The 26,949-nt window shown below is 43.8% G+C and carries 21 protein-coding genes; 10 read left to right on the top strand and 11 right to left on the bottom strand.

The window, feature by feature from the left end; all coding sequences use genetic code 11:
* Position 1 precedes the first annotated feature (1 nt).
* Entirely contained in the window at positions 2–889 is an 888-nt protein-coding gene (locus ACXAFM_RS12905; protein ID WP_474834803.1) for a LysR family transcriptional regulator, read from the bottom strand.
* 98 nt (positions 890–987) lie between these two features.
* Between ACXAFM_RS12905 and ACXAFM_RS12900 the strand changes: the two genes are divergently transcribed.
* The 4 genes from ACXAFM_RS12900 (at position 988) to ACXAFM_RS12885 (ending at position 5,460) form a co-directional block, all read left to right on the top strand.
* Complete coding sequence (locus ACXAFM_RS12900; protein WP_474834801.1) at positions 988–2,487, top strand: CoA-acylating methylmalonate-semialdehyde dehydrogenase; 1,500 nt, start codon at positions 988–990, stop codon at positions 2,485–2,487.
* A 14-nt stretch (positions 2,488–2,501) separates the two neighbouring features.
* Positions 2,502–3,377, top strand: a complete 876-nt coding sequence (mmsB, locus tag ACXAFM_RS12895; RefSeq protein WP_474834799.1) for a 3-hydroxyisobutyrate dehydrogenase — start codon at positions 2,502–2,504, stop codon at positions 3,375–3,377.
* A gap of 531 nt (positions 3,378–3,908) precedes the next feature.
* On the top strand, positions 3,909–4,625 hold the full coding sequence (locus ACXAFM_RS12890; RefSeq protein WP_474834797.1) for a lipocalin/fatty-acid binding family protein: 717 nt from the start codon (positions 3,909–3,911) through the stop codon (positions 4,623–4,625).
* A 70-nt stretch (positions 4,626–4,695) separates the two neighbouring features.
* Positions 4,696–5,460 (top strand): M12 family metallo-peptidase, encoded by a 765-nt coding sequence (locus tag ACXAFM_RS12885; RefSeq protein ID WP_474834795.1) that lies wholly within the window; start codon positions 4,696–4,698, stop codon positions 5,458–5,460.
* Between the two features lie 74 nt (positions 5,461–5,534).
* Here ACXAFM_RS12885 and ACXAFM_RS12880 read toward each other — a convergent pair whose 3' ends face one another.
* Together ACXAFM_RS12880 and dld are read right to left on the bottom strand one after the other, a co-directional pair.
* A complete protein-coding gene (locus ACXAFM_RS12880; RefSeq protein ID WP_474834793.1) occupies positions 5,535–7,565 on the bottom strand; it encodes a BCCT family transporter in 2,031 nt (676 codons plus the stop codon).
* Positions 7,566–7,808: 243 nt separating this feature from the next.
* Positions 7,809–9,542, bottom strand: a complete 1,734-nt coding sequence (gene dld / locus ACXAFM_RS12875) for a D-lactate dehydrogenase (protein WP_474830056.1) — start codon at positions 9,540–9,542, stop codon at positions 7,809–7,811.
* 272 nt (positions 9,543–9,814) lie between these two features.
* On the opposite strand from dld, the gene ACXAFM_RS12870 reads away from it, so the two are divergent.
* Positions 9,815–10,492, top strand: a complete 678-nt coding sequence (locus ACXAFM_RS12870; RefSeq protein WP_474834791.1) for a helix-turn-helix transcriptional regulator — start codon at positions 9,815–9,817, stop codon at positions 10,490–10,492.
* 37 nt (positions 10,493–10,529) lie between these two features.
* Here the strand turns inward: ACXAFM_RS12870 and ACXAFM_RS12865 are convergent, their stop codons facing one another.
* The 5 genes from ACXAFM_RS12865 to ACXAFM_RS12845 form a co-directional block, all read right to left on the bottom strand.
* Positions 10,530–11,291, bottom strand: a complete 762-nt coding sequence (locus ACXAFM_RS12865) for a CsgG/HfaB family protein (protein WP_474830052.1) — start codon at positions 11,289–11,291, stop codon at positions 10,530–10,532.
* An 8-nt stretch (positions 11,292–11,299) separates the two neighbouring features.
* Positions 11,300–11,749, bottom strand: a complete 450-nt coding sequence (locus ACXAFM_RS12860; RefSeq protein WP_474830050.1) for a curli assembly protein CsgF — start codon at positions 11,747–11,749, stop codon at positions 11,300–11,302.
* Positions 11,749–12,096: a CsgE family curli-type amyloid fiber assembly protein gene (locus ACXAFM_RS12855; protein WP_474804935.1), complete on the bottom strand. Its 348-nt coding sequence runs from the start codon at positions 12,094–12,096 to the stop codon at positions 11,749–11,751. Before ACXAFM_RS12855 ends, ACXAFM_RS12860 begins: the two co-directional genes overlap by 1 nt.
* 100 nt (positions 12,097–12,196) lie before the next feature.
* Positions 12,197–13,642 (bottom strand): autotransporter outer membrane beta-barrel domain-containing protein, encoded by a 1,446-nt coding sequence (locus ACXAFM_RS12850; protein WP_474830047.1) that lies wholly within the window; start codon positions 13,640–13,642, stop codon positions 12,197–12,199.
* 30 nt (positions 13,643–13,672) lie between these two features.
* On the bottom strand, positions 13,673–14,185 hold the full coding sequence (locus ACXAFM_RS12845) for a curlin subunit CsgB (protein WP_474830045.1): 513 nt from the start codon (positions 14,183–14,185) through the stop codon (positions 13,673–13,675).
* Positions 14,186–14,624: 439 nt separating this feature from the next.
* On the opposite strand from ACXAFM_RS12845, the gene ACXAFM_RS12840 reads away from it, so the two are divergent.
* From ACXAFM_RS12840 to ACXAFM_RS12825, 4 genes are all read left to right on the top strand, one after another.
* Positions 14,625–17,147: a S8 family serine peptidase gene (locus ACXAFM_RS12840; protein ID WP_474834789.1), complete on the top strand. Its 2,523-nt coding sequence runs from the start codon at positions 14,625–14,627 to the stop codon at positions 17,145–17,147.
* A gap of 205 nt (positions 17,148–17,352) precedes the next feature.
* On the top strand, positions 17,353–18,009 hold the full coding sequence (locus ACXAFM_RS12835) for a response regulator (RefSeq protein ID WP_474804927.1): 657 nt from the start codon (positions 17,353–17,355) through the stop codon (positions 18,007–18,009).
* A complete protein-coding gene (locus ACXAFM_RS12830) occupies positions 18,009–19,580 on the top strand; it encodes a sensor histidine kinase (RefSeq protein WP_474830041.1) in 1,572 nt (523 codons plus the stop codon). Before ACXAFM_RS12835 ends, ACXAFM_RS12830 begins: the two co-directional genes overlap by 1 nt.
* 63 nt (positions 19,581–19,643) lie before the next feature.
* Positions 19,644–20,462 carry a thioredoxin family protein gene (locus ACXAFM_RS12825; RefSeq protein ID WP_474834787.1) on the top strand — a complete coding sequence of 273 codons (819 nt, stop codon included), beginning with the start codon at positions 19,644–19,646 and terminating at the stop codon, positions 20,460–20,462.
* 178 nt (positions 20,463–20,640) lie between these two features.
* Here ACXAFM_RS12825 and ACXAFM_RS12820 read toward each other — a convergent pair whose 3' ends face one another.
* Positions 20,641–22,074, bottom strand: coding sequence for a DEAD/DEAH box helicase (locus tag ACXAFM_RS12820; protein ID WP_474830037.1), 1,434 nt, complete (start codon positions 22,072–22,074; stop codon positions 20,641–20,643).
* A 341-nt stretch (positions 22,075–22,415) separates the two neighbouring features.
* Between ACXAFM_RS12820 and ACXAFM_RS12815 the strand changes: the two genes are divergently transcribed.
* Complete coding sequence (locus tag ACXAFM_RS12815) at positions 22,416–24,560, top strand: EAL domain-containing protein (RefSeq protein WP_474834785.1); 2,145 nt, start codon at positions 22,416–22,418, stop codon at positions 24,558–24,560.
* Positions 24,561–24,594: 34 nt separating this feature from the next.
* Here ACXAFM_RS12815 and ACXAFM_RS12810 read toward each other — a convergent pair whose 3' ends face one another.
* The gene (locus ACXAFM_RS12810; RefSeq protein ID WP_474830033.1) at positions 24,595–25,011 is read right to left on the bottom strand and encodes a hypothetical protein; all 417 of its coding nucleotides are present in this window, start codon (positions 25,009–25,011) and stop codon (positions 24,595–24,597) included.
* Entirely contained in the window at positions 25,011–26,201 is a 1,191-nt protein-coding gene (locus ACXAFM_RS12805; protein ID WP_474834783.1) for a hypothetical protein, read from the bottom strand. Before ACXAFM_RS12805 ends, ACXAFM_RS12810 begins: the two co-directional genes overlap by 1 nt.
* Positions 26,202–26,949 lie beyond the last annotated feature (748 nt).

Here is a 26,949-nt window from a genome sequence, read left to right as displayed (position 1 = left end):
ATCACTTATCAATAAAGCTTGCCTGATTACGCGCTACGTTTTCAATTAGCCAATGTGTAAACGCTTGGAAACGGGCTTGAGAGTGGGTTTCTTTATGCGTCGCCAACCAAAACGTGCGTTTAATGTGGATCTCATTTTCAATAAGGCGAACTAAGCCAGGTTGTTTTTCAGCCATAAATTTAGGCAAGATACCTACCCCAGCGCCATTGATAAGCATTTGATACTGCGCATTAATACTGGTGCTGCGAAGAGCACTCAACTGCGATAGTGCTGTTTCTTCAATGAACTTCAATTGAGGCGCATACACCAAATCGGGAACATAACTTACTAAATTAAACGTGGTAAGGTCTTTTAATGCTCGTGGCTTATTATCGCTGATAAGGGACTGGTGGGTATAAAGATAAAGGTTATAGTCCGTCAATTTTTGTGTAACCAGTAAGCCTTTACTGGGCTTTTCTAGCAAGATAGCCATATCGGCTTCCCGTTTATTCAGGTTTAGAAAACCGCTTGTTGCCACAAGCTCAATACTAATTCCTGGGTACTGCTTTTTAAAATCGGGGAGTAATGGCGCTAAAAACCAGCTACCGAAACCTTCGGAAACGCTTACTCGAATCGTGCCCGCTAAGTGGGAACGTTCATCACCTAATTCGTTTTGTGCCTCTAAAAAGTAATGCTCTGCTTTTTCAATATACGTAACCAACTCACTACCATGTGTGGTTAGCACATATCCCTTTTTAGTTAGCTCGAACAACTTGCAATTTAATGAGTCCTCCAGTTTTTTTACACGACGAATTAATGTTGTAGGGTCTACCTTCAAGCCTTTAGCTGCAATAGCTACACGACCATTTCTTGCCAAGCCAAGAAACAAACGCATGTCGTCCCAATTCATTTAAGCACCTGCATTTTTACAGCATTATACTGCAAGTATATGTATTGTCTTTGCAAACACAAGGTTTCAATATTGTTAAAAATCATTGGAGCTATGTCATGAGAAAGATTGTTCACTTTATTGCAGGTAAAGATTTTGAGGATAGCAGCGAAAATACCGCGTCGGTATTTGCGCCTAACACAGGTGAAGTACAGGCTGAAGTAAGCTTGGCTAACACTTCAACGTTGGCCTATGCAATTGAAATAGCCCAAGCTGCACAGGTTGAGTGGGCAGCGACAAACCCTCAGCGACGCGCTCGTGTCATGTTCAAGTTTAAAGAGCTAGTTGAAGCAAACCGCGATCGCCTAGCCGCGTTACTATCTAGCGAGCACGGTAAAGTGTTGGTTGATGCGCAAGGTGATATTCAGCGTGGCCTTGAAGTTATCGAGTTTGCCTGTGGAATCCCTCATGCACAAAAAGGTGAATATACCGAAGGCGCAGGCCCAGGAATCGATGTGTACTCCATGCGCCAAGCACTTGGTGTAGTGGCAGGTATTACGCCATTTAACTTCCCGGCCATGATCCCAATGTGGATGTTCGGTGTGGCAATAGCCTGCGGTAACGCGTTCATTTTAAAGCCATCAGAGCGCGATCCGTCAGTACCTATTGAACTGGCAAAACTTATGATTGAAGCAGGCCTTCCTGCAGGTGTACTTAACGTTGTACACGGTAATAAAGAAGTGGTTGATGGTATTTTAGATCATCAAACTATCAAGGCGGTGAGCTTTGTAGGCTCTTCTGATATAGCCAACTATGTATATGAGCGTGGCGCTCGTGCTGGTAAGCGTGTTCAAGCTATGGGAGGCGCGAAAAACCACGGCATCGTAATGCCTGATGCCGATCTGGATCAGGTAGTAACTGACTTAGTTGGTGCTGCATACGGCAGTGCTGGCGAACGCTGTATGGCGCTACCGGTAGTCGTTCCGGTGGGCGATGAAACCGCTGAAAAACTGAAAGACAAGCTTATTCCGGCTATTAAGGACATTATGGTAAGTCATAGTGAAGATCCTAACGCTCATTATGGCCCTGTGGTTACTGCTGCTCACAAAGAGCGCGTTGAAGGCTATATCGACCTTTGCATAGAAGAAGGTGCTGAACTTGTTTACGACGGCAGAACCAGTCAGATCCCAGACGACAGTCAGGGCTACTTCATCGGCCCCACATTCTTCGATCACGTAACCAAGGACATGCGCTCATACCAAGAAGAGATTTTTGGTCCAGTGCTTCAAATGGTGCGCGCGAAAGATTTTAACGAAGCGGTTAACTTAGCAAGCGACCATCAATACGGTAATGGTGTTGCTATGTACACCCGTAACGGCCATGCGGCGCGTGAATTTGCGCAACGTGTAAACGTAGGCATGGTTGGGATTAATGTGCCTATTCCTGTGCCAGTTGCTTACCACACCTTTGGGGGCTGGAAGCGCTCTGCATTTGGTGATACCAACCAGCACGGTATGGAAGGGGTGAAATTCTGGACCAAGGTTAAGACCATTACGCAGCGCTGGCCTGATGGCTCAGATACCAACGACAACGCCTTTGTTATTCCAACCATGGGCTAAGCGAGGGGACTATTATGACCACAGTTGCATTTATTGGCCTAGGTAATATGGGCTCAGGGATGGCAGATAATCTGGTTAAGAACGATTACAACGTATTGGCTTTTGACTTAAGCGAAGCGGCGCTAGCTAAAGCCAAAGAAGCTGGCTGCACTATTGCGCAAAGTACCGAGCAAGCTGCTGCTGAGGCCGACATCGTTATCACTATGTTACCAGCAGGCAAGCACGTAAAAGATATCTATTCAAATCAGATCTTGGCTTCTGTCCGCGAAGGCACCTTGCTTATTGATTGCTCCACCATTGACGTGGAAACGGCGAAAAGTGTGTCAGAATTGGCTGAGGGAAGAGGCCTTAAAATGCTCGATGCCCCTGTCTCGGGCGGCGTTGCAGCCGCAGCTGGCGGCACACTCACGTTTATGGTGGGCGGCGATGCTGACGCATTCGATAAAGCGCAAGGCGTTCTTGGTGCGATGGGTAAAAAAATTGTTCATGCAGGCGGCCGTGGCGCGGGGCAAGCTGCGAAGATTTGCAACAACATGTTACTTGGCGCGACCATGATTGCGACGTGTGAGAGCTTCCAGCTGGCACAAAAACTAGGCTTAGATGCGCAAGTGTTCTTCGATATTGCGTCAAATGCCTCGGGACAGACATGGTCAATGACCACCTACTGCCCTGTAAAAGGTGTAGGGCCACAAAGCCCTGCTGATAACGATTTTGCTGGCGGTTTCGCTTCTGCGCTTATGCTCAAAGACTTGGGGCTGGCCATGCAGGGCGCGAAGGGTGTAAATGCGCAAGTACCTATGGGTGAGCTTGCTGCAAAGTGGTTTGAAATGCATTGTGAAGAAGGCAATGCAGGAATGGATTTCTCCTCAATAATCAACCGATTAGCATAAGAGAAAACCAACATTTCTCCGACGGCTACTTTCCCTCAGAAGAGGTGGCCTTCTTTTTAAGCGAGTAAAGGATTTTACTCGCTCTTTTTTATCTTTTACCTACTTATCCCACATTTTTTTGCGCTGTTAATACCTTCACTAATTTTCTTGCCAAGCGGGATTATTCCTTTGATATTTGGTGTTCCCTTTTCGTCATCCAGAAGCCATTTTTAGGTGGCTCATTCGTTCTCACTCACATGGTTAAAACGAGGCAGTTCTGAGTTCGGTCTACATCTTGCAGTTCCGTCTATAGCCTAAGAAATTTACACTGCATTAAAGGGCTAAATTTTATACCCCCTTATGCAAAGCGATACTTTTATAACCGTGAAAATATTATACTTTTTAATGACTTACTTAATTCACTAAGCAATTTCACTAAACACATTGGTTCTCTATATCGCTCACTTAGAGCGCGCTTTGAGAATCAGAGTGTCGCTAATTTCTAACGTTCAATTTCCTAAATTCAGTAAGTAAAAATAAAAGGAACACACTATGAAAAAGCGTATTTTTGCCGCTTCGACGGCAATTGTAGCTATTGGTTGTATTTTCGCCTTTGTCGATAATTCTCCCTCGGACAAAAAAGAGGTAGCAGCAGCCCAAAATGAAACAAAATCTGTTGGTAATGAAAGCGCTGTTACTAAGCAAAGAAACGGCAAAGTGTTATCTACAGGTGTCGATAACTTCAAACCCAAAAATGAAGCCGAGCTAAAAGCTCAGGCTAAAACTAACGGTAAATCAGAGAAAGACACCATTGTCTGGACAACGTCAGAAGATGGCAAAAAGGTACTTGAAGCAGAAGGCCATATTCCCGCGGACGTAACCGATGAATCTTACATTGAGCTTGATCGCGAAGAATTAATGACGGTAGAAGTTGGCGAGTATCTCGATTTATATATCCCACAGTTCGGTGGCAGTTACACCGGTGAAGTTGACCACGTTGTTACCCATCCAAACGGCGATCGTACCGTAGAGGCCCACATCCCAGGTGCGGGCTCTCTCTACGCCGCTGTTATAACACTTGGCGAAAACGCCACCTACGGAAACTTAGCCACGCCTCGCGACGTGTTTGTGCTTGAAGGCAATGATAAATACGCGTGGATCGCACCAAAGTCTTCAATGATGCAAAACCACATCGAACGTGAACCCGACAGCGAACGCCCGCTTAGCGACGACAACGCTGAAGAAGTCTTCGATCTCGGCCAAAACTAATCCCCTAGTGCCTGTTGAGCTTCACAGGAAATTCAACAAGCTCAAATAAAACAACAAGAAGGAAATAAAAATGAAACACACATTTAAGTGTTTAACGGCAATGGCAGTTTCACTGCTTTGTGCAACATCAGTAACAGCAGCCACCATCGATGTAATGGTGCTTTACACCCAACCTGCTGCAAACAATGTGTCTAATATCGACACTAAAATTAACCAATACATTTCACACGCCAACCGTGTTTATCAAAATAATGCTATAGATTTACAGTTGCGTTTAGTGGGCGCTCAGTCTTCTGCTGCTACATCTAGCGACCTTCAACCTACAGAAAGTGCGCTAGACTTGTTAACTGATAGCAGTGGTGTGCAAAACGCACGATCTTCAAACGGCGCAGACATGGTTGTGCTTTTAGGTAATCGTGAAAACATTTATGAAGGCGGCCAATTGGCAGGCTATGTGTGCGGTATTGGCTGGGTAGGCCAAGGCAACAACGGTACATTGTACTCTAGTTCGCAAAGCCGCATGTACAGCGTCAGCGCCGTTGACTGCGGCCTGTCTACATTTGTTCATGAACTCGGTCACAACATGGGCTTAGGCCACTCTGTTCGCCAAGGTTCAGTAGGCGGTGTATATAATGATGGTATCGGTCACGGTGTTGATAATAACTTCTCAACTATCATGGCCTATCCTCAGGCATTCGGTAGTGCCACCCAGCTAGACTATTTCTCTGACCCTTATTGGTCAGGCTGTAATGGCCAAGCCTGTGGCGTTGAAAACGAATCTAATGCCTACCGCGCAGTAAATGCGGTTATTAACCAAATTGCTAACTACTTTTAAGTAAGTAATTAATTAGGGGATAAATAAGGGAAAGCAGCCTTGCTTTCCCTTCAACCTAAACCCCTTCGGATTGTTTACTCTTTAGGCTGCGTTAGCATATCGTCATAAGCATCCATTTCCCAAGGAAGTTCACCTGGACTGGTATCAAGGAAATGCAAGTAGCTTTCAAACTGGTCTAAGATATCCTTAGCTATACTCTCCTTGTCATAGCCATAAACATCATAGGCTTGACCGCCGCGTCGAAGGAACACTTCAGCGCGAAAGTACTTTTCCGACTCGTCATTTTCTGAGCGCAGCTCTGCGTAGCTAAAGCCTGGTACTAAATATTCGGTCATGCGAATATCGTAGATAAAGTCCATATGATCGTGACGCTCAACAGTGAAGGTGGCTCTTCCCGTTTCCTCATCAAGTTTAACGAACGCCTCCCACTCTCGCACTTTCAAAGCAGCCTGAACGTCTTTCATCGCCGCTATTACCGTTTTATCAATAAATTCACGCACCTCGCTTCGGCTCGGATAATCGACCATTGCGGCAAACCGACCTTTGAGGCTAGTTGTTCGGCTATGATTTCTATTTAATGTATTCGCCGTCAAACTATTGTTTCGATAGCCCTCGATGACAAGTGCACGCCAAAGTCCTGCTGCAGACGCTAACATTATGAAGGCAAAAGGTAAGGCGCTTGCTATGGTCATCGTTTGCAAGGCGTTCAATCCTCCCGCCAACAGCAGTACCGCTGCAACGGTTCCTTCCAAACAGGCCCAAAATATGCGCTGCCAAACCGGGCTTTCCTCTTTCCCCCCAGAAGCAAGTGAATCAATAACCAGCGACCCTGAATCTGATGAGGTCACAAAAAACGTAATGATTAATAACACGGTCAAACCTGACATGATTGACGCGCCGGGCAACAAGTCGTAAAGCTTGAACAAAGCTACGGCTTCATTTTCCTGTACATCACTAATAAGCGTTGTCACCCCTTGGTTCATAATGGCATTTAGTGCTGTGTCACCAAACACGGAAAACCAAAGGAAAGTAAACATGGTAGGCACTAGCATTACACCAAACACAAACTGCCTAATGGTCCTACCTCGACTTATTTTGGCGATAAACATACCTACAAACGGTGCCCAAGCGATGGTCCAGCCAAAAATAAACAGGGTCCAGTTCCCTATCCAGTCACTACGACTGTAGGCTTGAAGGTTAAAAGTACGCTCGATAATACCGTTGACATAACTCCCTGTGTTTTGCAGAAAGGTCTCTAAAATATGAACGGTTTCCCCCATGACAAAAACTGTACCCATAAGAGATACAGCCAAAAGCATGTTCAGAATAGAAAGTCGCTTGATGCCTTTATCCATTCCCGCAATAACCGATATTGTTGCGGCTATCGTCACTATAGCGATAGTACCTACCTGTACCATGATGTCGATGGGGATATCACCGGACAGATAGTTAAGCCCCGCATTGATTTGCGTAACAGATAGTCCAAGGGTAGTGGCGATACCAAACAGTGTTCCTAGAATGGCAAATACATCTACTGCATGACCTATTGGGCCATAAATTTTATCTCCAATCAGCGGATATAAAGCAGAGCGAATAGATAGGGGCAAACCATGACGAAAAGCGAAATAGGCAAGGACCAAACCGACTAGCCCGTAGATCGCCCAGATGTGAAAACCCCAATGAAAAAATGCGATTTGCATGGCTTGTTTCGCCGCATCAACAGTTTCAGCTGCTCCTGCAGGCGGCGATGAATAGTGGAGAACGGGTTCAGCCACACCGAAATAGAGCAGTGCCACACCGTATCCTGCCGAAAATAACATGGAAAACCACTCGGGAAAGGCGTATTGAGGCTCAGCATGGTCTGGCCCTAACCTTATATTTCCCCAACTTGAAGACGCCACCGACACGATGAACACCAAGAAGATGGCTACCGATAGCATATAGAACCAGCCAAACGTTTGGGTTATCCATGCCAACGTACTGTCGAAGGCCTTTCCGGCAAGTTCGGGGTTACTAATTGTTCCGATAACCAATAGCAAAATAATAGCAACGGCGGGGAGAAATACAGGAAGAAGAATGGTGGAGTTGTTTACTTGGCCTTTCATAGCAAATCCCTTTTCACTTACAGGTAAGCTAATAACCTGTGAAAGTTTAAACACTTCCTTTTGTTACTAGCGGGGATCGAGTTTGGTTCAGGTCAGGCCAGATTAGACAAGGTGGTGGTGATCTCAGGACTTGTTTGAAAACCTAACTGCAAAAGGTAAGTTGGAAAGAATAAGGGTTCTGCATGGCTTCAGTTTAGAAAACGACAAGCAGAACCTTATGAGGTGTTTTAATTCACCAGGCTATTAATGATGCCCACCACAACATCCGCCTTCATGCTCAGCCCAGTTTTTAAGCTTGGTGGTTTTGCCTATACCTGGATTAAAGCTGTTAGTTGGGTCGAGTTCGCGGTAGAAATTTTTAAGTGCATCTTTAGCAAAATATTCATGACCCACATTATGCTCTGCGGGGTATTCAGCACTTCTTGCATCAAAGGTTTCTAGAATTTTGCCTTTCAACACTTTCGCGTCGGCGCCTTTCTTCAATACATAGTTTTGGTGCATAACGTGACAAAACAAATGACCATAATAGAGTTTGGTATCTATCTGGTCGTCTATTTCTTTAGGCAATACTTCAAACCAATCAGGGTCGTTACGGCGAAGTGCAACGTCTATGGTCATCATAGCGCCCACGTCTTTACTGTGCATTACGTGGTAGCGACCTATTGCTCCACCGGCAACAAAGCGGTGTAAAATCGCTTTATCAGCTTCTTCTTCCGTACACTCGAAGTAGCCACCTTCATTGGTTTTAAAGAACTCATTTAGATAGGCTTTAGCTTCATCTACCCCGTCGTTGCTCATTTCCAAAATCCAGTGATGCTGATATTTATCCCTAAACGCTTCCATGCGCTTGGGTAAGTGATTAGGAAAAATATAGCTCATGTACTGCATGACGCGGTCTGACATTTTGTTGGGTAAAAAACCTAACTTGTCGGTAAATGCGTCAAATTTGCGCTTAAATGCAAACAGCTTAGGAATGAATTTGGCGCCAAGCTTGCTGATAACGATAAACATATCTTTACCGTATTTCTTTGATACGTCGTAGCAGTCACGGTGAAGGTACTCACCCGAGTCTGGCAAGTTCTTGAAAGTAGAAAGTATGTCGCGGCGCACTTTGGTAAACACTGTGGCGTCGTTAGACCCCACATAAAATACCTGCTTTTTCTCAGGAATAGGAAACGTGTCTAGCCTTACTGCAAACACAGCTAGTTTGCCTGCACAGCCTGAAGCGTCGTGAAGTCGCCTGCCGTCGTTATTGAAACGCGATGGTGTGTCAGAGTCTACATCTCGTACACGCTCATCATATTCGTTATCTGAGGCGCGAGCGTCGGGGTGCTGAACATCAGTCTCTTTATAACGCTTGTTTTCAAGGTTATTTAAAATCTCTTCTGGTTCGCTCCCCAGGTTAATGCCAAGGTTGTTTACCAAAGATAACTTGCCGCTGGCATCAATTTGCGCAAAAAGAGCAAGCTCGGTATAGGCAGGACCTCGTTTAACCAAAGCGCCACCTGAATTGTTGCAGATTCCACCCACGATGGATGCGCCAATACATGAAGACCCAATCACTGAGTGAGGTTCACGGCCGTAAGGCGCAAGCTTCTCTTCCAATCCAAATAGGGTACTGCCGGCTAAACCTACAATTTGTTTACCATTATCTACCAGCTGAATTTCATCAATTCGCATAGTGCTTATAATAACAAGAGCTCTATCGTAATCTTTCCCGTCTGGCGTAGACCCCCCCGTTAACCCTGTATTTGCCGCCTGCATAATGACCGCAACATCGGCATCAACACACAGCTTCAACACACGCCAAATTTCCACCAATGTTCCCGGTCTTACTACCGCGAGCGCCTCACCTGCGCCAAAGCGAAATCCTTTTGTATATGGCTGCTTTTTCGCTTTATCTGTTAACAAATAGGCTTGCCCTACTACATCGCGCATAGATGCAATCAAAGACTGAGTGTCAACGTTTACGGTCATGATTCTCTCTGTGTTGAAGTGTTGGAAGGATGAACTTGGTGATGAACTATACACTAACGCCATTTTTAACAAAGGGGGAAGACGTTTTTTATAGATATAATTTACTTATATTTAATTCACCCACCACTAAAAAACGGCTATTTTTTCAGCGAAATTAAAATGACTTTTCACTGTTACATTTTGTTACGCTTTGGCGCTGCAAGTAAGACCACAAGAGTATTGTAAAGCTATTGTATAGTTCGTAAGGTTGATATACACGAAAAGGAGCTTTCATGTCACACCAAGCGTTCGTTTTAACAAAAAGTAGTTTCTCGGAGAATACTAAAAAGGATGGGGCTTACGAACGATTCCTTAGTATTTTGCCCTCGTGTGGATTTAACGTTACGACTGGCGCTATCCATCCGCCTAGAAGCGTACTTAATAACACTTATACCTTCTTCATTGATGCTCAGTATTGTGACCTTGCCGCTATGTTCAGCTTGCCGGTCGTTAACGATTACCCTGAATTAAACAAGGTGATTTTCAACGTGCCAGAAAGTAACATAGACTTTCATTACGCGGCACTTCAACACGGTATCAATGGGGTGTTTCATATCGAAGATAGTTTGGAGTTGTTAGTTAGAGGTGTTCAGCAAGTTCAGGCAGGCAACAAATGGTTTAGTCGCGAAATTATGAGCCGTTATATTGATGCCAACCTAGTGCCAAAAACTAAGCCCTTTGCTGCGCTTCAGTCGTCAACCACAGTGTTAACTAAACGGGAACTTGCCATCACACGTAAAATTGCCGATGGTGCGCAGAACCAAGAAATTGCAGACTGCTTGCATATCAGTGTGAATACAGTGAAAACACACGTATACAGCATATTTAGGAAAACAGAATGCAGAAATAGGGTTGAACTCATCAAATGGTTCGATCATCAGTTTAGTCAGCCCCAACAGGTGAGTTACTAAACCGACAATCAATTGAAGTATGAATGATGTATGGCGCTTATGCTTTAGCGCGCCATACCCCTTTCTCCATACCTTGTAATACTAATTCACTTACCGCTTTCTCTATGCTTTGCTTAACGCATTCAAACATGGGTTCGTTGGTGGTGTAACCCGTTTCGGCTTCAAGCAAACGCTTTAGCGAGACATACCGAAACAATCCCGCTCTCACCTCTTGGCTTAGCACTTTCTTAGATGTTGAAACCGATACCAATACCTGACCCGTTCTCACATCAACCGCGCGCATATAGATAGAAATTTGATCTTCTCTGAACAACTCACTTGCGCCTACACCGAAGTATTCAACGCCAGCTCCGCCAGTACGAATGTTTGTGTCGTAGCTGATTATGCCGCCTTCTATAATAATTCTAGCTGTAGTGAGTGGCGGCAACTCACCACCATTGCTTTCGTCAGCTCGAATAATTTTTCGCTCGGTAAGAATGTTTTGCAGTCCTTCGCGCTCAACGGGCAAAAACCACGATGTTTCACTTAAAGTCTGAACAAGAATAGAGGTTGCGCCCTGAGTCACCGCAGTAGAAAACGAACTTGCCCCAGAGCTCGGCTTGTATTGCCCGGTCTGATCTCTAAACGCATACACGGAAACGGGAATTTGCCCCATAGGCGCGGGCAAGCTTTTTACTTCAGATAATGTGGCACTGTCTTTAACTACATCAGCGACCGTTGTATCAGGCGGTAGTGTATTGGTGATAGACTGACATCCTGTAAGCGCCATTGCCATTATTAAAAAAACGGTACTTCTCATGTGTTTCCTTACCCAAACCGTGGAATTTCAACGACAGTAACCTCACCTGTCAGTAAGTTAGTAATGTTCACAACAATGCTGTCAGGATTGCTTGTTATAAGCTCTACCTGAAAGTCACCACTAACAAAAATACTATCCTGATTGAATATGCTGTCTATCGGGTTGCCGTCTTCATCATATTCTTGTTCACCAAATGCAATATCCGTAATTTCTCGAACGATACGGTTAATGTAGGCACGTTCTAGTGAGTCTTGAAGTCGCTCATCGTATGAGCGTTCGCTTAGTGGAGCGCTGTGCGCATTTTGCGAATTTGCTTTACTTAATAAAAATGAGCCGTTAAGTGGGTTGCCACCAAAAGACGGGTTTATTGGCTCATAAACTAATTCAGTTGCCTGCGTTATTGCAGGCGCTACTACCGTCGCCACTGCAAGCGCTGCAATTACAATTTTTTTCTTCATTACCATTCGTCCCCTGCTAAATCTGGGCTTCTACTGTCTATACTCGCATTTGCTACTGCGTCTAATACCAACATGATTGCTTGCTGCACTTTCTCATCTATCGGAACTTGCCTACGCCCCATATAAGTTTGGTAAACCACTTTGTTGTCGTAGATTACTGATAGCAAGGTACCTGCTTGAGGCACTATGATTTCTTTGACTACCAGGTTTTTACCTGAGCTGTCGGGAACCTCCCGCCAATATTGACTAATTCGAGAAGCGAATTCGTGCCCTTGGCGACTTATACTGTTATCGAGCAGTAACCCGCCTAAGCGAATTTCTTCCGCGTGAATCGGAGAAAAGAGCACACCTAAAACTAGTGTGAGAAAGGAGAATCGATACAGATACTTCATTTTATTGAACTGAGCCGGGCACTCGCCCGGCTATTCACTTTGTACGTTAGTACATTTACATCTGAACAACGGTAGCTACGTTGTAGTCACCAACTTGTGTAACACTTACCGTGCCGCCATTGCCAGTGATGCTACCTGTAACTAAGTTGTCGTTACCCATTTGCGTAACTTCAAACGTATTCATATCACCAGAAATAACAAACTGCCCCCCCGCATCAGCGGTTACCCAGTTGCCTGCGCCTTCTTGCATAACGCTTACTATGTTGTCGTTACCGTTAACAAGCAGATCTAGCAGGTTGAGTTCCCCGGTTTGAGCAACCATAATTTCGTTGCCGTTCGATGAAATATCACGTGCCAATTCCACCGATGCTGTATTCTCATTACCTTCTTGAGACATTTCGATTAGGTTTGCATCTGCGATATATGTCGAATCACCGATACCCGCTTGAGCTAGCGCGAGGTTAAAGTCACCATCTTGTTCTATTTCAACTGTGTTGAACCAACCGTCGAAGTTCACTGTGCTAATTTCATTAGCATCACCTACTTGAGTTAAATCGAACTCGTTGAAAAGACCGATTACCCCTGCATAAGCGGTGTTTCCCTCACCCACTTGGTTTATTTCAAAGGTATTGGCTCCACCGCCGATTGTTTCAACCGTCGCTAAGTTTACATCCCCAATTTGATCGATGTTCACTTCGTTATCCGAACCTTCGAACGCACCCGTAGCAATTTCATTGCCATCGCCGTCTTGTTCGAACTCAAGCACATTACCGTCGCCAATCATGGTCCAACCGATAACGTTCTGGTCGCCATCTTGGTCAATTTCAACTTCATTGTCAGACCCGATTACGGTTAAATCTGAAATGTTGTAGTAACCATCTTGAATAACGTCAATTACGTTAGCATCGCCGCTAAGTTCACGAACATAGGATTCGTGCCAATCGCCACTTTGGTCAACAAAGACCGTATTGTCGTTACCAGAAATCGCGTTATTAGCCCAATTGCCACCATCGCCCTGATAAACTGACAAGGTATTTCCACTGCCCGAAATGCTATTTATTGAACGGCTGAAAATAAAACCAAACGGACCGCCGTCACCTAACTGAACCAGTGAGACCATGTTGTCGTCGCCTTCAACTACAAAATCTGCGGTACTGTTTAAACTGTCTTGCTCAGATTCCAAGAAGTTGCCATTTCCAGTAACGCTCGCGTAGAAGGTGTTGCCTGATTGCATTTGCGAAGCAAGAACTTCGTTTGCGTCACCCGTTACCTCAACAAATATGGCGTTTAGGTCGCCCTCCTGGCTTAAAACTGATTCATTACCTACTTCGTTTCCCTCTGGTGCCGTTTGGGTTAGCGTAATTTCATTGCCTTCTGCCGCAGCTACAAAATCTGCTGTGGCGTTAAAGTCGACAGTTTTAGTCGCAGGAACTTCCTGAGCTGACGCCCATCCTGACGCTGCTACTAAAAGCAATGCACTCGCTATTTTTGTTTTTTTCATTTTCACATTTGTCTCCCTATGGCAATCACATCATTCTTGATATTGTGTGATGTTAATCACCATTTCGTTCCCTATCTGATAAACAGTGAAAGACTGTTCACCCAATTGATTAACATTGGCAACATTGTCGAACCCATCTTGAATAATTTCGAAATAATTGTTGTTGTTTTGCTGCAGCAAGTTAACAACGTTACCTTCACCTAGTTGAGTGATGATAGCTTCGTTATTACTGCCGTTTTGAACAACGTTAGATAGGTTGGCGCCGTTGCCGCTTTGGATAATGTTAGTTATGTTATTTAGCCCAAACTGACTGACAGCAATGAAGACCGTTTCATCGTCTATCGTAATAGCTTGAGCATTCAGACTCATTGAAAGAGAAGATTCCACCATGTCGGAACTTGTTGACAAATCGGACTGTTGGGCATGGACAGGGGAATTGACGGTTAAAAGACTACATACCGTTAAAGCTGAAAACACAGTAGCTTTTATTGCACCTAGGTGTTTAGTGCATTGGTATTTTTTAACCTTTAGTTTCTTGTCCATGAGAACGACTACTTCCTTAATTAACAACAAAGGTGACCCTTTTATAAAACGCTTTAAAAGCACAAGAAACCATCACTATTAAGTTGTATTTATAACGGCAAAATAACGTCTGCTGCCCTGAAACCTGCGGGCTAGCGAAAAACACTCATACTTTAGTGCTAGATTTGACTAAAAATGAACAGGAAAAATACATTGGTTAGACCACATATTTGCTTTGCGGTCCAACGCTTTGCATTCACTCTAATTTCTAATAAATAAGTACCACTTCACGTCATACCTCGACGTATTCCCTAATGGTTAAGTATTATTTTTGAACAAAATTTAAGGTTAGGGGTGGCAGGTTTTTAAATTTGCGTTATAAGTTTTAACCGTTAGTTATATCAGACCGAACGAGAAGGTTCTGTGATTAAAGCATTCTTGCTAATTATGGAATCTAACTATGAAAACAACGCCTTTTAAAACAGGCCTTTCAGCACTGTCATTAGCCCTACTTCCGCTAATGGCTTCTAGCCACGCACATGCCGCGAAAGCCGAAATTTTCGATGACAGCGTTATTGTTGTATACAAAGAAAATGTGAGCAAAGCGGAAAAAATGCGCGCTCGTTCATCAGTGGGCGCAAGAATTAGCGACGCTAATCGAGATGAGGTTGATGATCGCTTCGCCAACCTTCTAAATGGCCGCATTGCCAAACTTCAACTTCGTGGAAAATCGGTTAAAGACGCCATTGAAACGTTGAAGAAAAACCCGGCGGTTAAAATTGCCGAGCCAAACTTTTTATATCGCAAAGCATTGATTCCTGACGACCCGTCTTACGGTGATCTTTGGGGCTTGGATAATACCGGGCAAGCAGGAGGCACTGCAGATGTAGATATCGATGCACCAGAAGCATGGGATATTACAACAGGTGATAGCGATGTAGTGATAGGTGTTATCGATACCGGCGTTGACTACAACCATGAAGACCTTGCAGATAATGCATGGGTAAACCCAGGTGAAATCGCCGGCAACGGTATTGATGATGATGGCAACGGCTACATTGATGACGTTTACGGAATTGATACAGCAAACGGTGATACCGACCCTATGGACGATGATTCTCATGGTACGCACGTAGCTGGGACTATTGGCGCTGTGGGCGGAAACGGTGTAGGTGTAGTGGGCGTAAACCACGATGTGTCTATCGCTGCCTGTAAATTCCTCGGTGCAGATGGAACGGGGTCAACCGCTGGCGCTATCGAATGTATTGATTACTTCACCGACCTGAAAGAAAACCGTGGCGTCAACGTAAAAGCTACGAACAACAGCTGGGGCGGTGGCGGCTACAGTGAAGCGCTAGAGACCGCTATTGAAGTGGCAGGCCAAGCTGGAATTTTGTTTGTTGCTGCAGCAGGTAACTCTGGTTCAGACAATGACAACGTCGACAACTATCCGTCTAACTATGTCACTACAACAAACAGTTTATTGGCAGTTGCAAGCCACACTAGAACTGACGGCGATAGCGGCTATTCATACGGTCTGGAAACGGTGGATATTGCAGCGCCAGGTACAGCTATTTTATCTACTATACCGGGCGACGGCTACGCCGCATACTCTGGTACATCAATGGCTACGCCACATGTTGCCGGTGCAGCAGCCCTTGTATGGTCGTTAAACCCAGAGCTTACGCCGTCAGAAATGAAAGAGCTGTTAATGACTACCGGTGAAACGAGCCTTTGGGCTGACGGTCGCACAGTTTCAGGCAACCGTCTTAATGTGCTGAATGCATTAGAAGAAGCCGACCCAACACCTGGCTTTAAACTAGGCATCACACCAGGCTCAGCGGAAATTGAGGCGGGTGAAGCTTATACCTTCACTATTGAAGTAGGCTCTATCGCGGGCTACGATGAAGAAGTGCAGCTTTCTCTTGCCGAAGAAAGTGACATTGCCTATTTAAGTGCTAGCACCGCAATGCCTGGCGACACTGTTTCGCTAACAGTAGAAACCTCTGAAGATACCCCTTGGGGCGCTTATAGCTTTACTGTTAATGGTGTAAGCGGTGATATTGAGAAGTCTAAATCTGCCAACCTTTACGTTTACCCGCAAGGGCTAAACGAATTCCCTTACGCATATTCAGGCGATGCTGTACCTACGTTACCGAATGAAGAAGATCCAGATGATGTAGGCGTTGACCTAGTGATAAACGTACCGGATGACTTAACGGTATTTGGTATGCAAGCGTCGGTAGACATCACGCATACATATAGTGGTGACCTAGTACTATCACTTACCTCCCCTCAAGGGACAACTACCGTTCTGCGTCAAAACCAAGGTGGCGGTACAGATGATATCGTTGAGAGCTATAACACTGATGCCTTTAACGGCGAAGTGGCAACAGGCGATTGGACCTTGAACGTGCTTGATACCTTCAACGGTGATAACGGTACCGTTAACACATGGAGCCTAGTCGTTACCGGTATTGGTGAAGTAGGACCAACACCGCCAAACTCCGCGTTTACGTACGACGCTTCAGGTCTATCAGTAAGCTTTACTAACAATAGCAACGACGTTAATGATGACATTGTTAGCTACAGCTGGGACTTCGGTGATGGTGCGACTTCAACAGAAGAGACCCCAACTCATGTTTACGCAAGTACAGGTGCCTATGATGTAACCCTTACGGTTACTGACTCTGAAGGCCAAACTGGCGTTTCGACAGAGACAGTGTCGGTTTCAGACAGCAATATTGTTGCCGAGATTGACCGCGCTATGCTTTCTCGCTTCGGTTCACTACGTGTAGATTTATCTTATAGCGGCTCAATGGCTGATACTGTGATGATTTATCGTAATGGTGAACTACTTGAAGAAGTAAGCAATACTGGTCGTTATCGCGATAGAAGTCGTGGCGTTCAGCCTGGTGAATATACCTATATGGTGTGTGATGAAACGTCTGCTTGTTCAGCGCCAGTGACGGTAAACCTTTAATACCGCGTATGGTATTGCTATTACACGCAAAGTGATTATTAGCACTTACACTGCTAACACTAAAGCTAAAGTAACTGCCGGCCATGGATAGGCCGGCTTTTTTATGCGAGAAATAGAATACATCATCAATCTAAGCCATCGGCCTATTCCCTATAAGAAAAATACAACGTACACTTGATGCATTAAAAAATAGATTGATTTTTTCATGCACATACTCCTCATTGATGATCATGAAATTGTAAGGGACGGCATTAAGACTCTCATCGAGCAAGAGTATGGCTGGCACGTCGCTTACGCTGTAAGTTCATTGAGCGCACTCCCCGCCTTCGCATCTCTAGATGACATAGATGTAGCAGTTTTGGACATTTCCTTAGCTCAAGAAAATGGTTTTGACACGCTTATCAAAATTAAGAAAGAGGCACCTTTTGTTAAATGCTTGATGCTAAGCATGTACGATCACGTGGGTTATATTAGTAAAGCGCTTGAGCTTGGCGCCGATGGCTACGTTACAAAAAGTGCCGCTACAAAAGAGTTGATGGACGCACTTGAGTCACTAGAAAAAGATGAAAACTACCTAAGTTCAGATATCAGTAAGAAATTAGCGTTTGGCGATAAGCGTCTGACTTCCATTCTTACAGAAAGAGAAAAGGAAGTTTTTTTACTACTAGCTAAAGGTTTCCAACCCAAGCAAATTGCCTATCACATAGATACAGCGCCAAAAACAGTGATGGTTCACAGAACTAACATTTACAAAAAACTGAATGTTACGTCTCAATTTGGCTTGCTTCGTATAGCATTAGAAACCGGATACTTAGATGTATCTGACGTCATCTATGACGACACCTTAGTCAAAGCGGATTAATGAATATCAGGCGGTATATCAACACTACCTATTTGATGATGGGTTTGATATATACCGGTCTATTTCATAGCGTATGGCTATTTAGCACCCAGTTTGAAATTATATCAGGGACTGTGAGTTGGTATTTACCTGCTGGCGTTCGCTTAGCCGCCTTTTTGTTATTGCCGTTAGCAAGCTGGCCGTTGTTACTTTTTTCAGAAAAATTAACCCACTTCATTTTATTCCATCCAGGGGGCGTTCTTGATAACACCGCCTTTTTAAGCGGAAGTGTCGGCTGGTATGTAGTGCACTTGTTCATATCACCCGCGGTAGTTTGCGGATGTGTTTATGTCTTTAGACGCCGTTTTGCAGCACCTTATTTCGATAATGTCCGCAGTACCCTTGCCACCTTGGCATTCGGCGTGCTGATAAGCGTAGCGCTAGGGGCAGTGTTTCTAGGCAGAAGGGCTATTGAAGTACAAACTGACGTAGCGGTTTTTCTTTCAATTTTGTTCGATTTTTCTCTTGGTGACTTTGTAGGAATTATTGTTCTTTGCCCCCTTCTATTTGCGCTTTACACTCGCCAGTATATTAATAAAAGTGAATCAACACTGTTTATAACCGCGGGGACATGGTTACTTACTTTAGTTTTCAGTAGTTATCTTTACTCTAAAAATATTAATATCAGCTATCAAATTAAATACCTGGCGGTATTTCCTGCCCTCTTCTTATCGTATCGCTATGCTGTGTTTGGTAGTGCGCTATCTTGTTTTTTTATTGGTATTACAGCGTTTGTGGTAGCCAGTCAGAGCGCATTACCTCCCATAGAGCATCAATTTTATATTTTAGCGCTATGCGTAAGTTGTCTCATCCTAGGGTCTTCTATCAACCAGTCGAGTAAATTGAATAACAAACTGGCCCAAAACAACGAGGACCTTGAAATTGCAGTGCAAAACGCACAAGCCCTCGCTGCCAAGCTAGTAGCAGTACAAGAGGATGAAAGAAAGCGTTTATCTCGCGATCTGCACGACGATTTTGGTCACCGCATCGTCGATTTAAAACTTCAGTTATCATTGATTGACACAACCAAAGACCACGAGATATTAATCAGCAAAATAGATGCTTTGTACCAGGCAATGAAAAAGAGCCTAGGCGGTTTACGTCCCTCTGGTATCGACACTCTTCCCATCGAGAGCGTGATCGAACGCTCTGACATCATAACTACGCTTAAGCGCGCAAAAATAGATTTTTCTTTCAATCTTAGCGGCGCGCCTATTAATTTTAAGCCCGAGCAGAAAATACACATCTATCGGATAGTTCAGGAAGCGGTAACAAATAGCATCAAATATGCTGAAGCGAAGACACTTTCTATTGATATTTCCTATGAGTCGCAAAGTGTTATCTTCACTGTAGCAGATGATGGTGCGGGTATACCCGACACCATTGAAGGTTCAGTTAACGCTAAGCCCACACTCGGCCTGCTTTCCATGAAAGAGCGCGCTAAGTTGATAGATGGAACCCTCAATATAAGCCGCGATTACCCGCTGGGAACTGTAGTACGCCTTTCTATTCCCACTAACAATATCCAATAACAGCTTTTCATTTTGCTTTTTGTGCTACATTGATGTTGATTTAACTACTATTTTGATAACCGTATGCAAAAAAACTTCACTACTCGCCGAGCCCGCTTTTTTAGACAGTGCCTGAACATTGCTGTCCTAATTGCCACTTTGACCACGTTAAATGGCTGTGTAAGTACTCAAAGTGAAAGTCCTTACACTTACGCTCCGTCTGCATCACCCTATCAAGATGTGGTTAGTGCACAGCAGCGAGCTGTGGAACAAAGCAAATTACTTTTGGTTGTACTGGGTGCTCAGTGGTGCCACGACAGTACTGGCTTAGCTGAGCGTTTTGCGACAAAGGAAATGGACCTTATTCTACGCGCTCATTATGAAACCGTATTTGTTGATGTGGGAACACTTGAAGACAGAAGAAATATAACCGAACGATTTGACTACCCGATTTACTATGCAACGCCAACTGTGATGGTTGTTGAGCCTAAAACCAGTGCTTTGCTAAACAGAACGACCATGGATATCTGGGGGCGCGCCGATAGCATTCCTTTGTCGGAGTACATTCAATATTTCTCTCGCTTTCCTGCAATGACAGCTGCCCAAAAAGCCCCGTTTATTAATTGGCAAGCGACTGACGAAGAAAAAGCCTACAACAAAGAGCAAGCACTGAGATTACAAAGCGCTTACGACAAACTTAGTCCTCTGCTTGCTCAAGATTTACAAGGTGATACCCCAGAAGAACTTAACCAGCTATGGAGAGAGACCAAAGGGTTTCGCACTGAACTGCAAAAAACGCTGATAAAGCGCGCCGAACTTACGTTAGATTCTGAGAATGGCAACGGAGTCAACACCACGCCAGCATTGCGACACTACAATCCGTTTTCTTGGGAACAGAATTAATACCAGTCCGCGTAGATCATTAGCCACTCAGCGAGAGTTAAAATGTTCGTAATCGCCGCGTGTTACCGCAGATATGTTGGTTCCACATCAAGGTAAAACGACAAAAAAGGGCCCTTCACACGTAGTGAAGCGCCCTTTTTTAGTTTATCCGCATTTTATCAGGGGGATATTCAGCTATTTATGCTTTTGCGCTGTTCGACCCATTTGATGCATGACTTCTACGCTTAGCTGGTCGTTTAGCGGCACTTCCTTCACTTCCTGAGCGTCTTCGACCTGCAGGCTTTCCACCGCTATTGTTGCGCGAATCCGGTTTACCTGCGCGCGGATTACCATTTCCGCTACGGTTGCCTTGGCGTTGACCCGTCTTTTTATTCTCGCCACTTCGTTTACCTTCGCTGCCGCTTTCACCTTGTGGTGCTTTCGGCTTTTTCGGCTTCTTGGGCTTTTTAGGCTTAGACAGCGTGGTAACAGGCACGGCTTGCTGAGGCTCGAAACCTTCCAATGTTTCACGAGGAAGCAGCTTTTGAATCAGCGTCTCAATATCTTTCAGGTTTTGCAGTTCTTCGGCACATACAAATGACCACGCCTGACCACTAGCGCCTGCGCGCCCTGTACGACCAATTCGGTGAACATAATCAGCTGCCGTATTGGGTAAGTCTAGGTTTACAACGATAGGCAATTCACTAATGTCGATGCCGCGTGCTGCGATATCGGTGGCTACCAGCACTTTAATTGCGCCATTTTTAAAGTCAGCAAGCGCTTTAGTTCGTGCGCCTTGGCTTTTATTACCGTGAATAGCGGCACTTGGAATTTTTGACCGAGTTAGCTTTTCTGCAATACGGTTAGCACCGTGTTTTGTGCGGCTAAATACTAACACCTGCTCCCACTTCTGCTGTTTGATCAGACAAATAAGCGCGGTCGTCTTTTTGGATTTATCAATGGTCACTAAGTGCTGCTGAACCGCTTCTACCGTGGTATTGGCTGGTGCGGTTGAAATACTCACAGGGTTGCGTGTTATTGTTTTCGCCAGCGCAGTGATTTCATCAGAAAACGTGGCTGAAAACAGTAAGCTTTGACGCTCTTGTGGCAATAGCTTCAGTACTCTCTTAATGTCGTGAATAAAGCCCATATCAAGCATTCTGTCGGCTTCATCTAACACCAACACTTCAAGCTGAGAAAACTTAACAGCGTTTTGCTGGTAGAGGTCAAGCAGTCGCCCAGGCGTAGCAATTAACACATCCACACCTTTACGCAGCTTCATCATTTGAGGATTAATACCTACACCACCAAATACCACGGCAGTTTTTAATGGCAAAAACTCACTGAACGCTCTGATACTCTCTTCTACCTGAGCAGCAAGTTCACGCGTGGGTGTTAAGATAAGTGCTCGAACATTGTTGCCAGATACAGGTTGTCCTTCCATCAATCTCTGTAAAATAGGAAGTCCAAATCCTGCAGTTTTCCCTGTTCCCGTTTGCGCAGCTGCCAACACATCCTTTCCTTGCAATACTTCTGGTATTGCCTTTTCCTGGATTGGTGATGGTGTACTAAATCCTCGTTTTTCAATAGCTTTTAACAAGGGTTCAGCGAGCCCTAATTGGGTAAATGACATTAATAAACTCCTGTCATAGGTATTTATAATAAAATTGCATACCGCAAAGGTATAAGCGCTAGTGCTTTATTGCTAACCGTGGGGGGTTATAGATTACTGGGAAAACCTAAAGAGACACGCCATTGCCAACTTAGCTTATTGGTGTTTGACATCAAGAAAAAAACGTAGGTGTTTACTCTTACAAATTGCGCGCGGAGTCTACCACTAAACACTAAAGTCCACCAGCGCATTTTTTGTTCAAAAGACATCTAAATAAAGCATGGCACTACCCATTCGTACAATTTCAATCTAATTACTAATTAAGAAATGACGCAAACCGTCTATACTGTCAAGGTGAATGAGTGACGACCCCTCCCTGCACATTGTTCAAAGTCGTTATTGCCAGTCCATACAACTTAAAAGAGCGTTTTTTGAAAAGTCTCAGGTCAGAAATTTCTTTCAATACACTTGCGTCTGTCTCTATAGTCAGTGCCCTTATTATCGGCCTGTCTATTTATGTTTATGAAAAGCTTTATATTGAATTTGTCTCAAAAGAGGTCGACGCATTAAGCGTAAACATGGCTGTCGACCTAATTGACTACATAGAAGAACCCGCCGGCAGTTTCAATCAAACGGAAATTTTGCTTCGCTTAGACGAATATGAATATGCTGAAGCAGCTTATATTTTCAATAATAACGGTACTCTGTTGAATTCTTATGTGGGTCCTGCCGGCTTAAAAGGGAGGCTCACTAAAACGCAAGAACAAATGTCTCCACAGCACAGTGGAACAAACATTGAGCGTAATATCGCGACGCTCCCCATTGGCTTACATCGCACCTCTAGTAAAGTAATAGCAGTAAAAACAGTGGGCGAAGACGTTTTTCCTTTAGGGAAACTTGCGCTGATTTTCAATCTTGAAGAAGCACTAAAAGCGAGCCGGCACAGGTACATTATTTTGGTCACGCCTTCCGTTGCGTTTCTCATTATCATCTCGTTGTTCATATCATCACGAGCACAGCGCAGAGCAATGCGTCCGCTAAACACCTTAATTAAAACAATGGACAGTGTTGTGGATGACAACGCTTACAATGTCAAGGTTGAGGAAGTAGACAAAGAGGAAATGCTTGCTTTGTCTCGAGCATTCAACAATATGATGGAGAACATAAAAAAACAGTCTGAAGCGAATCGGCATAAAACTAAAATGCTACAAAAGCAACAGTCCCAGATGGAGCGACTTGCTAATTTCGACGCCTTAACAGGACTGCCTAATCGTCAGTGCTTAATGAAGCTTTTATCAAATGAGCTTATCAAAGCGCAGAAAAATAATTGTGAACTTGGTTTACTGTTCATTGATTTAGATGGTTTTAAATCTATTAACGATTCTTTTGGTCACGATACAGGGGATAGGTTTCTTCTACATATTAGTTCACTAATGGAAAACGCACTCAGTGAAAGCTCCACTCTTGGGCGTTTAGGTGGCGATGAGTTTGTCGTTATCGTTCCCGACCTTGCTTCACATACATACCTTGAAGATACGGCCCGAAAAATTGTGAATACGGTATCAAAGTCCCACACTGTCAACCAACTAAGGCTAGATTCAAGTGTGAGTATAGGGCTAGCGCTAGCGCGTGATTGTAATTACTCTGCGACCAACCTAATTACTAACGCAGATGTTGCAATGTACAAGGCTAAATACAGCGGTAAAGCAAGGTATTTGTGGTTTACTAATGAAATGTTAGCGCATACTAAACGCAAAGTGCTCATTTCCTCCCGGATTACTGATGCACTTGAAAACGATGCTTTCTATTTGTGCTATCAAGCTAAGGTAGATACAGACAAAAATATCATTGGCTTCGAGGCTCTACTTCGCTGGCAAGATGAGGTGTTAGGTCAAGTATCACCCGCTGAGTTCATCCCTATTGCCGAACAAACAGATAAGATATCAATAATAACCCTTTGGGTATTAAAGCAGCTTAGTCATGAATCTTCCATGCTTCTTAGAGCCTTTGGCAGCAATATAACGCTATCAGTTAACTTAAGCACACACGATTTGAATAATCACAATGTTATCGACTTTCTACTTAATGAGTTAAATACCGGACAGCTGCCTGCATCAAACTTAGAGTTTGAAATTACTGAATCGGCTTACATGAAAAATTTCAATGTGGTCAACCCGTTTTTTGCGTCGCTTAAAAAGCTTGGCTGCAAGCTTGCGCTTGATGACTTTGGTACAGGTTACTCATCACTAAGCTATTTAACACAGTTTGATATAGACACCCTAAAAATAGATAAAAGTTTTGTAAGTAAAATAGGTGATTCTAAGCAATCAGAAATGATTACCAAAACCATTATTGAAATGGCGAAGAGCTTGAACTTTGCTGTTTGCGCCGAAGGTGTAGAAACTGATGAACAGGCGCATTTTTTAATTAATCATGGATGCAGTATGCAACAAGGATTTCTTTATTATAAGCCACTTCCACTAAAAGAATTAGTAGACAGCATTTAGGTGCATTCTTAACAAACCCAAGCTTACTGACTGCTTAGAAGCTTCGATAAACCACACTTACGTTTTCGGGTAATACTGTGTTTGCTGGGACATAACCAACTGCACCTTCATGGTTATTTATGTAATTTATCACTTCCTCTAGACTATCGTATTCAACTGGCGGAGCTTGACGCCCACTGAAGCGCATTTGCGCCCAATAAGATTGAATGCGAGATTCGGGTAAAGCGATAATCTTTGCGTTGAAAATAGAACGTACTATGTTGCCTGGGCTCATAGCAACAGGCTCTAACTCATAAGTAGTTGTTCCACTTTTCATGTAGAGATTGCGTATTTCAGCTTTTGTGAGCGAAAAGGCTTGGTTTTCAACGTTAGCAACGATCCACACACCTTCGGTTGCAGCGGCTATTCGAATGCTTAGGAAAAAGAGAAAAAAGACCGTATATCTTCGCATTAAAATACCCACTCTACTGCCACTTGATACAAGGTCGCATTTCTATCGAAACTATTCTCTTTAATGTCGTAAAACGATGATTTTCCCTCTTTACCGTCAAGAATTGATATTTCAGTTTTAAGTGCAATGTTAGTTTTCACATCCCACCTAGCGCCTAGTGTCCAGGTATCAAGGTCATCTGTAGGAAAGAAGCTATTTAGTTGCTCAACAGCGAAATAAAGTTGATCTAACTCGGGTGACGCACCCAATGGAATAGTGTTGTCGATGGTATTGAGTGATTGCCTAGATGAAGCACAGGTCAGGTGTAAAAGGACTTCATCAAGATAATAGCCATACGAGACATAAAAACTTTCTAGGTTGGCGAGCACATCGATATCAGACGAAACTTTCATCCATTCGCCGCTAACATACCAGTTAAGCGCGTCATAGCTGGCACCCAGTAAAAAAGCACCTGCACGATCGTTGATAGCAAACTGTTCCGCTATGTTGTCAAACCCAGCAGCTCTAAGTCCCTGAATAAGAGGCGCTATTTCATCGATAGTTGTTTCAACTTTAGGCGCATTAACAGTGGCTGCTCTTAACTGCAAACCACCATAGTTGACTTCAATAACGCCGCCGAACAAGTTATCCACTTCAACATCTACGTTGATACCGCTTGAGACCAGCTCATCCTCATACTTTCCATAGTAAGCCTCAATATCAACTACAACATCGCCAAAAGACCTTCTCAACCTAGCATTACCACCTTCATACTGAGAGAATAAGTAGCTGCTATAGAGTTGCTGCGGTGCATTTATCCACGGGTAAGCAAACCCAACATCAATAACATCAGAGTACTTCAAAAAAGGGGTACGAAGCCGGCCAGCGTTAATTTGAAAACTTTCACTAGGAGCATAGGTTAGATACAGCCACTCTACCCCTGACTCTCTATCGTCGTCGGTGTGAAGAAGAAATTGACTTGATACGGAGAATGAGGACGAAAAATTATAGTCAGCTTGAAGTGCTATGAGCGACTTTTCAGAAAAGCTTATGCTGTTGTCATAACCTTCATAGGTAGCTTTTTCAGTATCTATTTTGCCAGCAACCGCCCTTGCAAAACCGGAAAACTCGAGGCCTTCCGAGCGCCCTACGGGAGCAAAAAAAAGTATGCCGATAGCGATAATAACAGGCAGCAACATCAATTTGGTCATAGTCAATTTACATTTAAAAGTGTTTAAGGCTTAGTACTGTTTATATCGCCTCTACTGAGCAACTACATTAATGATAGCTTGGTAGGAAGATAACTCCAATCAAAACAACGAAGAATCAAAACGCTAACTCGACCACCAGCGTTTTAAATTAGTTAAGTGTCGAGTTGCGCCTCCCCATAAATTTCAAATGAAATCTGGACACTAAATGCCAATCCTCTTTTGAAAAATAACAACTAATCGCACCACTAATTAGGAAAGAAAGCATCGTTTTTAAAGACCCCAAAGTACTTTATTGACGCCTTTGCTAACAAAGCCCCTGCAGGAGCTAGACGCGCGATGCATCAAACCTTTTGTAATCGCAGTGTGTTACTTATTCCAGTATCATTTTGAAAAGCGCAGCATTTTTTCTATCTAAACGACAAATATTTTTATGAATGAAGAAAAGAGATTATTGTGAAGCCCCTCTAACCTTTAAATAAAAAAATAAATTAAGAAACAAATAGATACGAGCATCAAACGCTTAATTCAAATAACATACAAAACTCGATAACATCAGTATTTTGCATCTATTTCGCTAGGAATTAACACTAAAAATGGTATATCCAGCTTTCAATTATTGGTCAATTTTTATTGGATGGATAAAAAAAGCTTTACCATATTTGTTATAACAGATAAAAAGCGCGCAGTTATTCCACGCTCAAATTACATCCACGCTGCCACAGTGTGGTAAACAAGTGAAGTAGAAAAC

Source organism: Alteromonas sp. ABD4_190 (assembly GCF_056160105.1).
The sequence above is the reverse complement of the archived record's forward strand: the minus strand, read 5'-3'. Positions and strand labels throughout refer to the sequence as shown.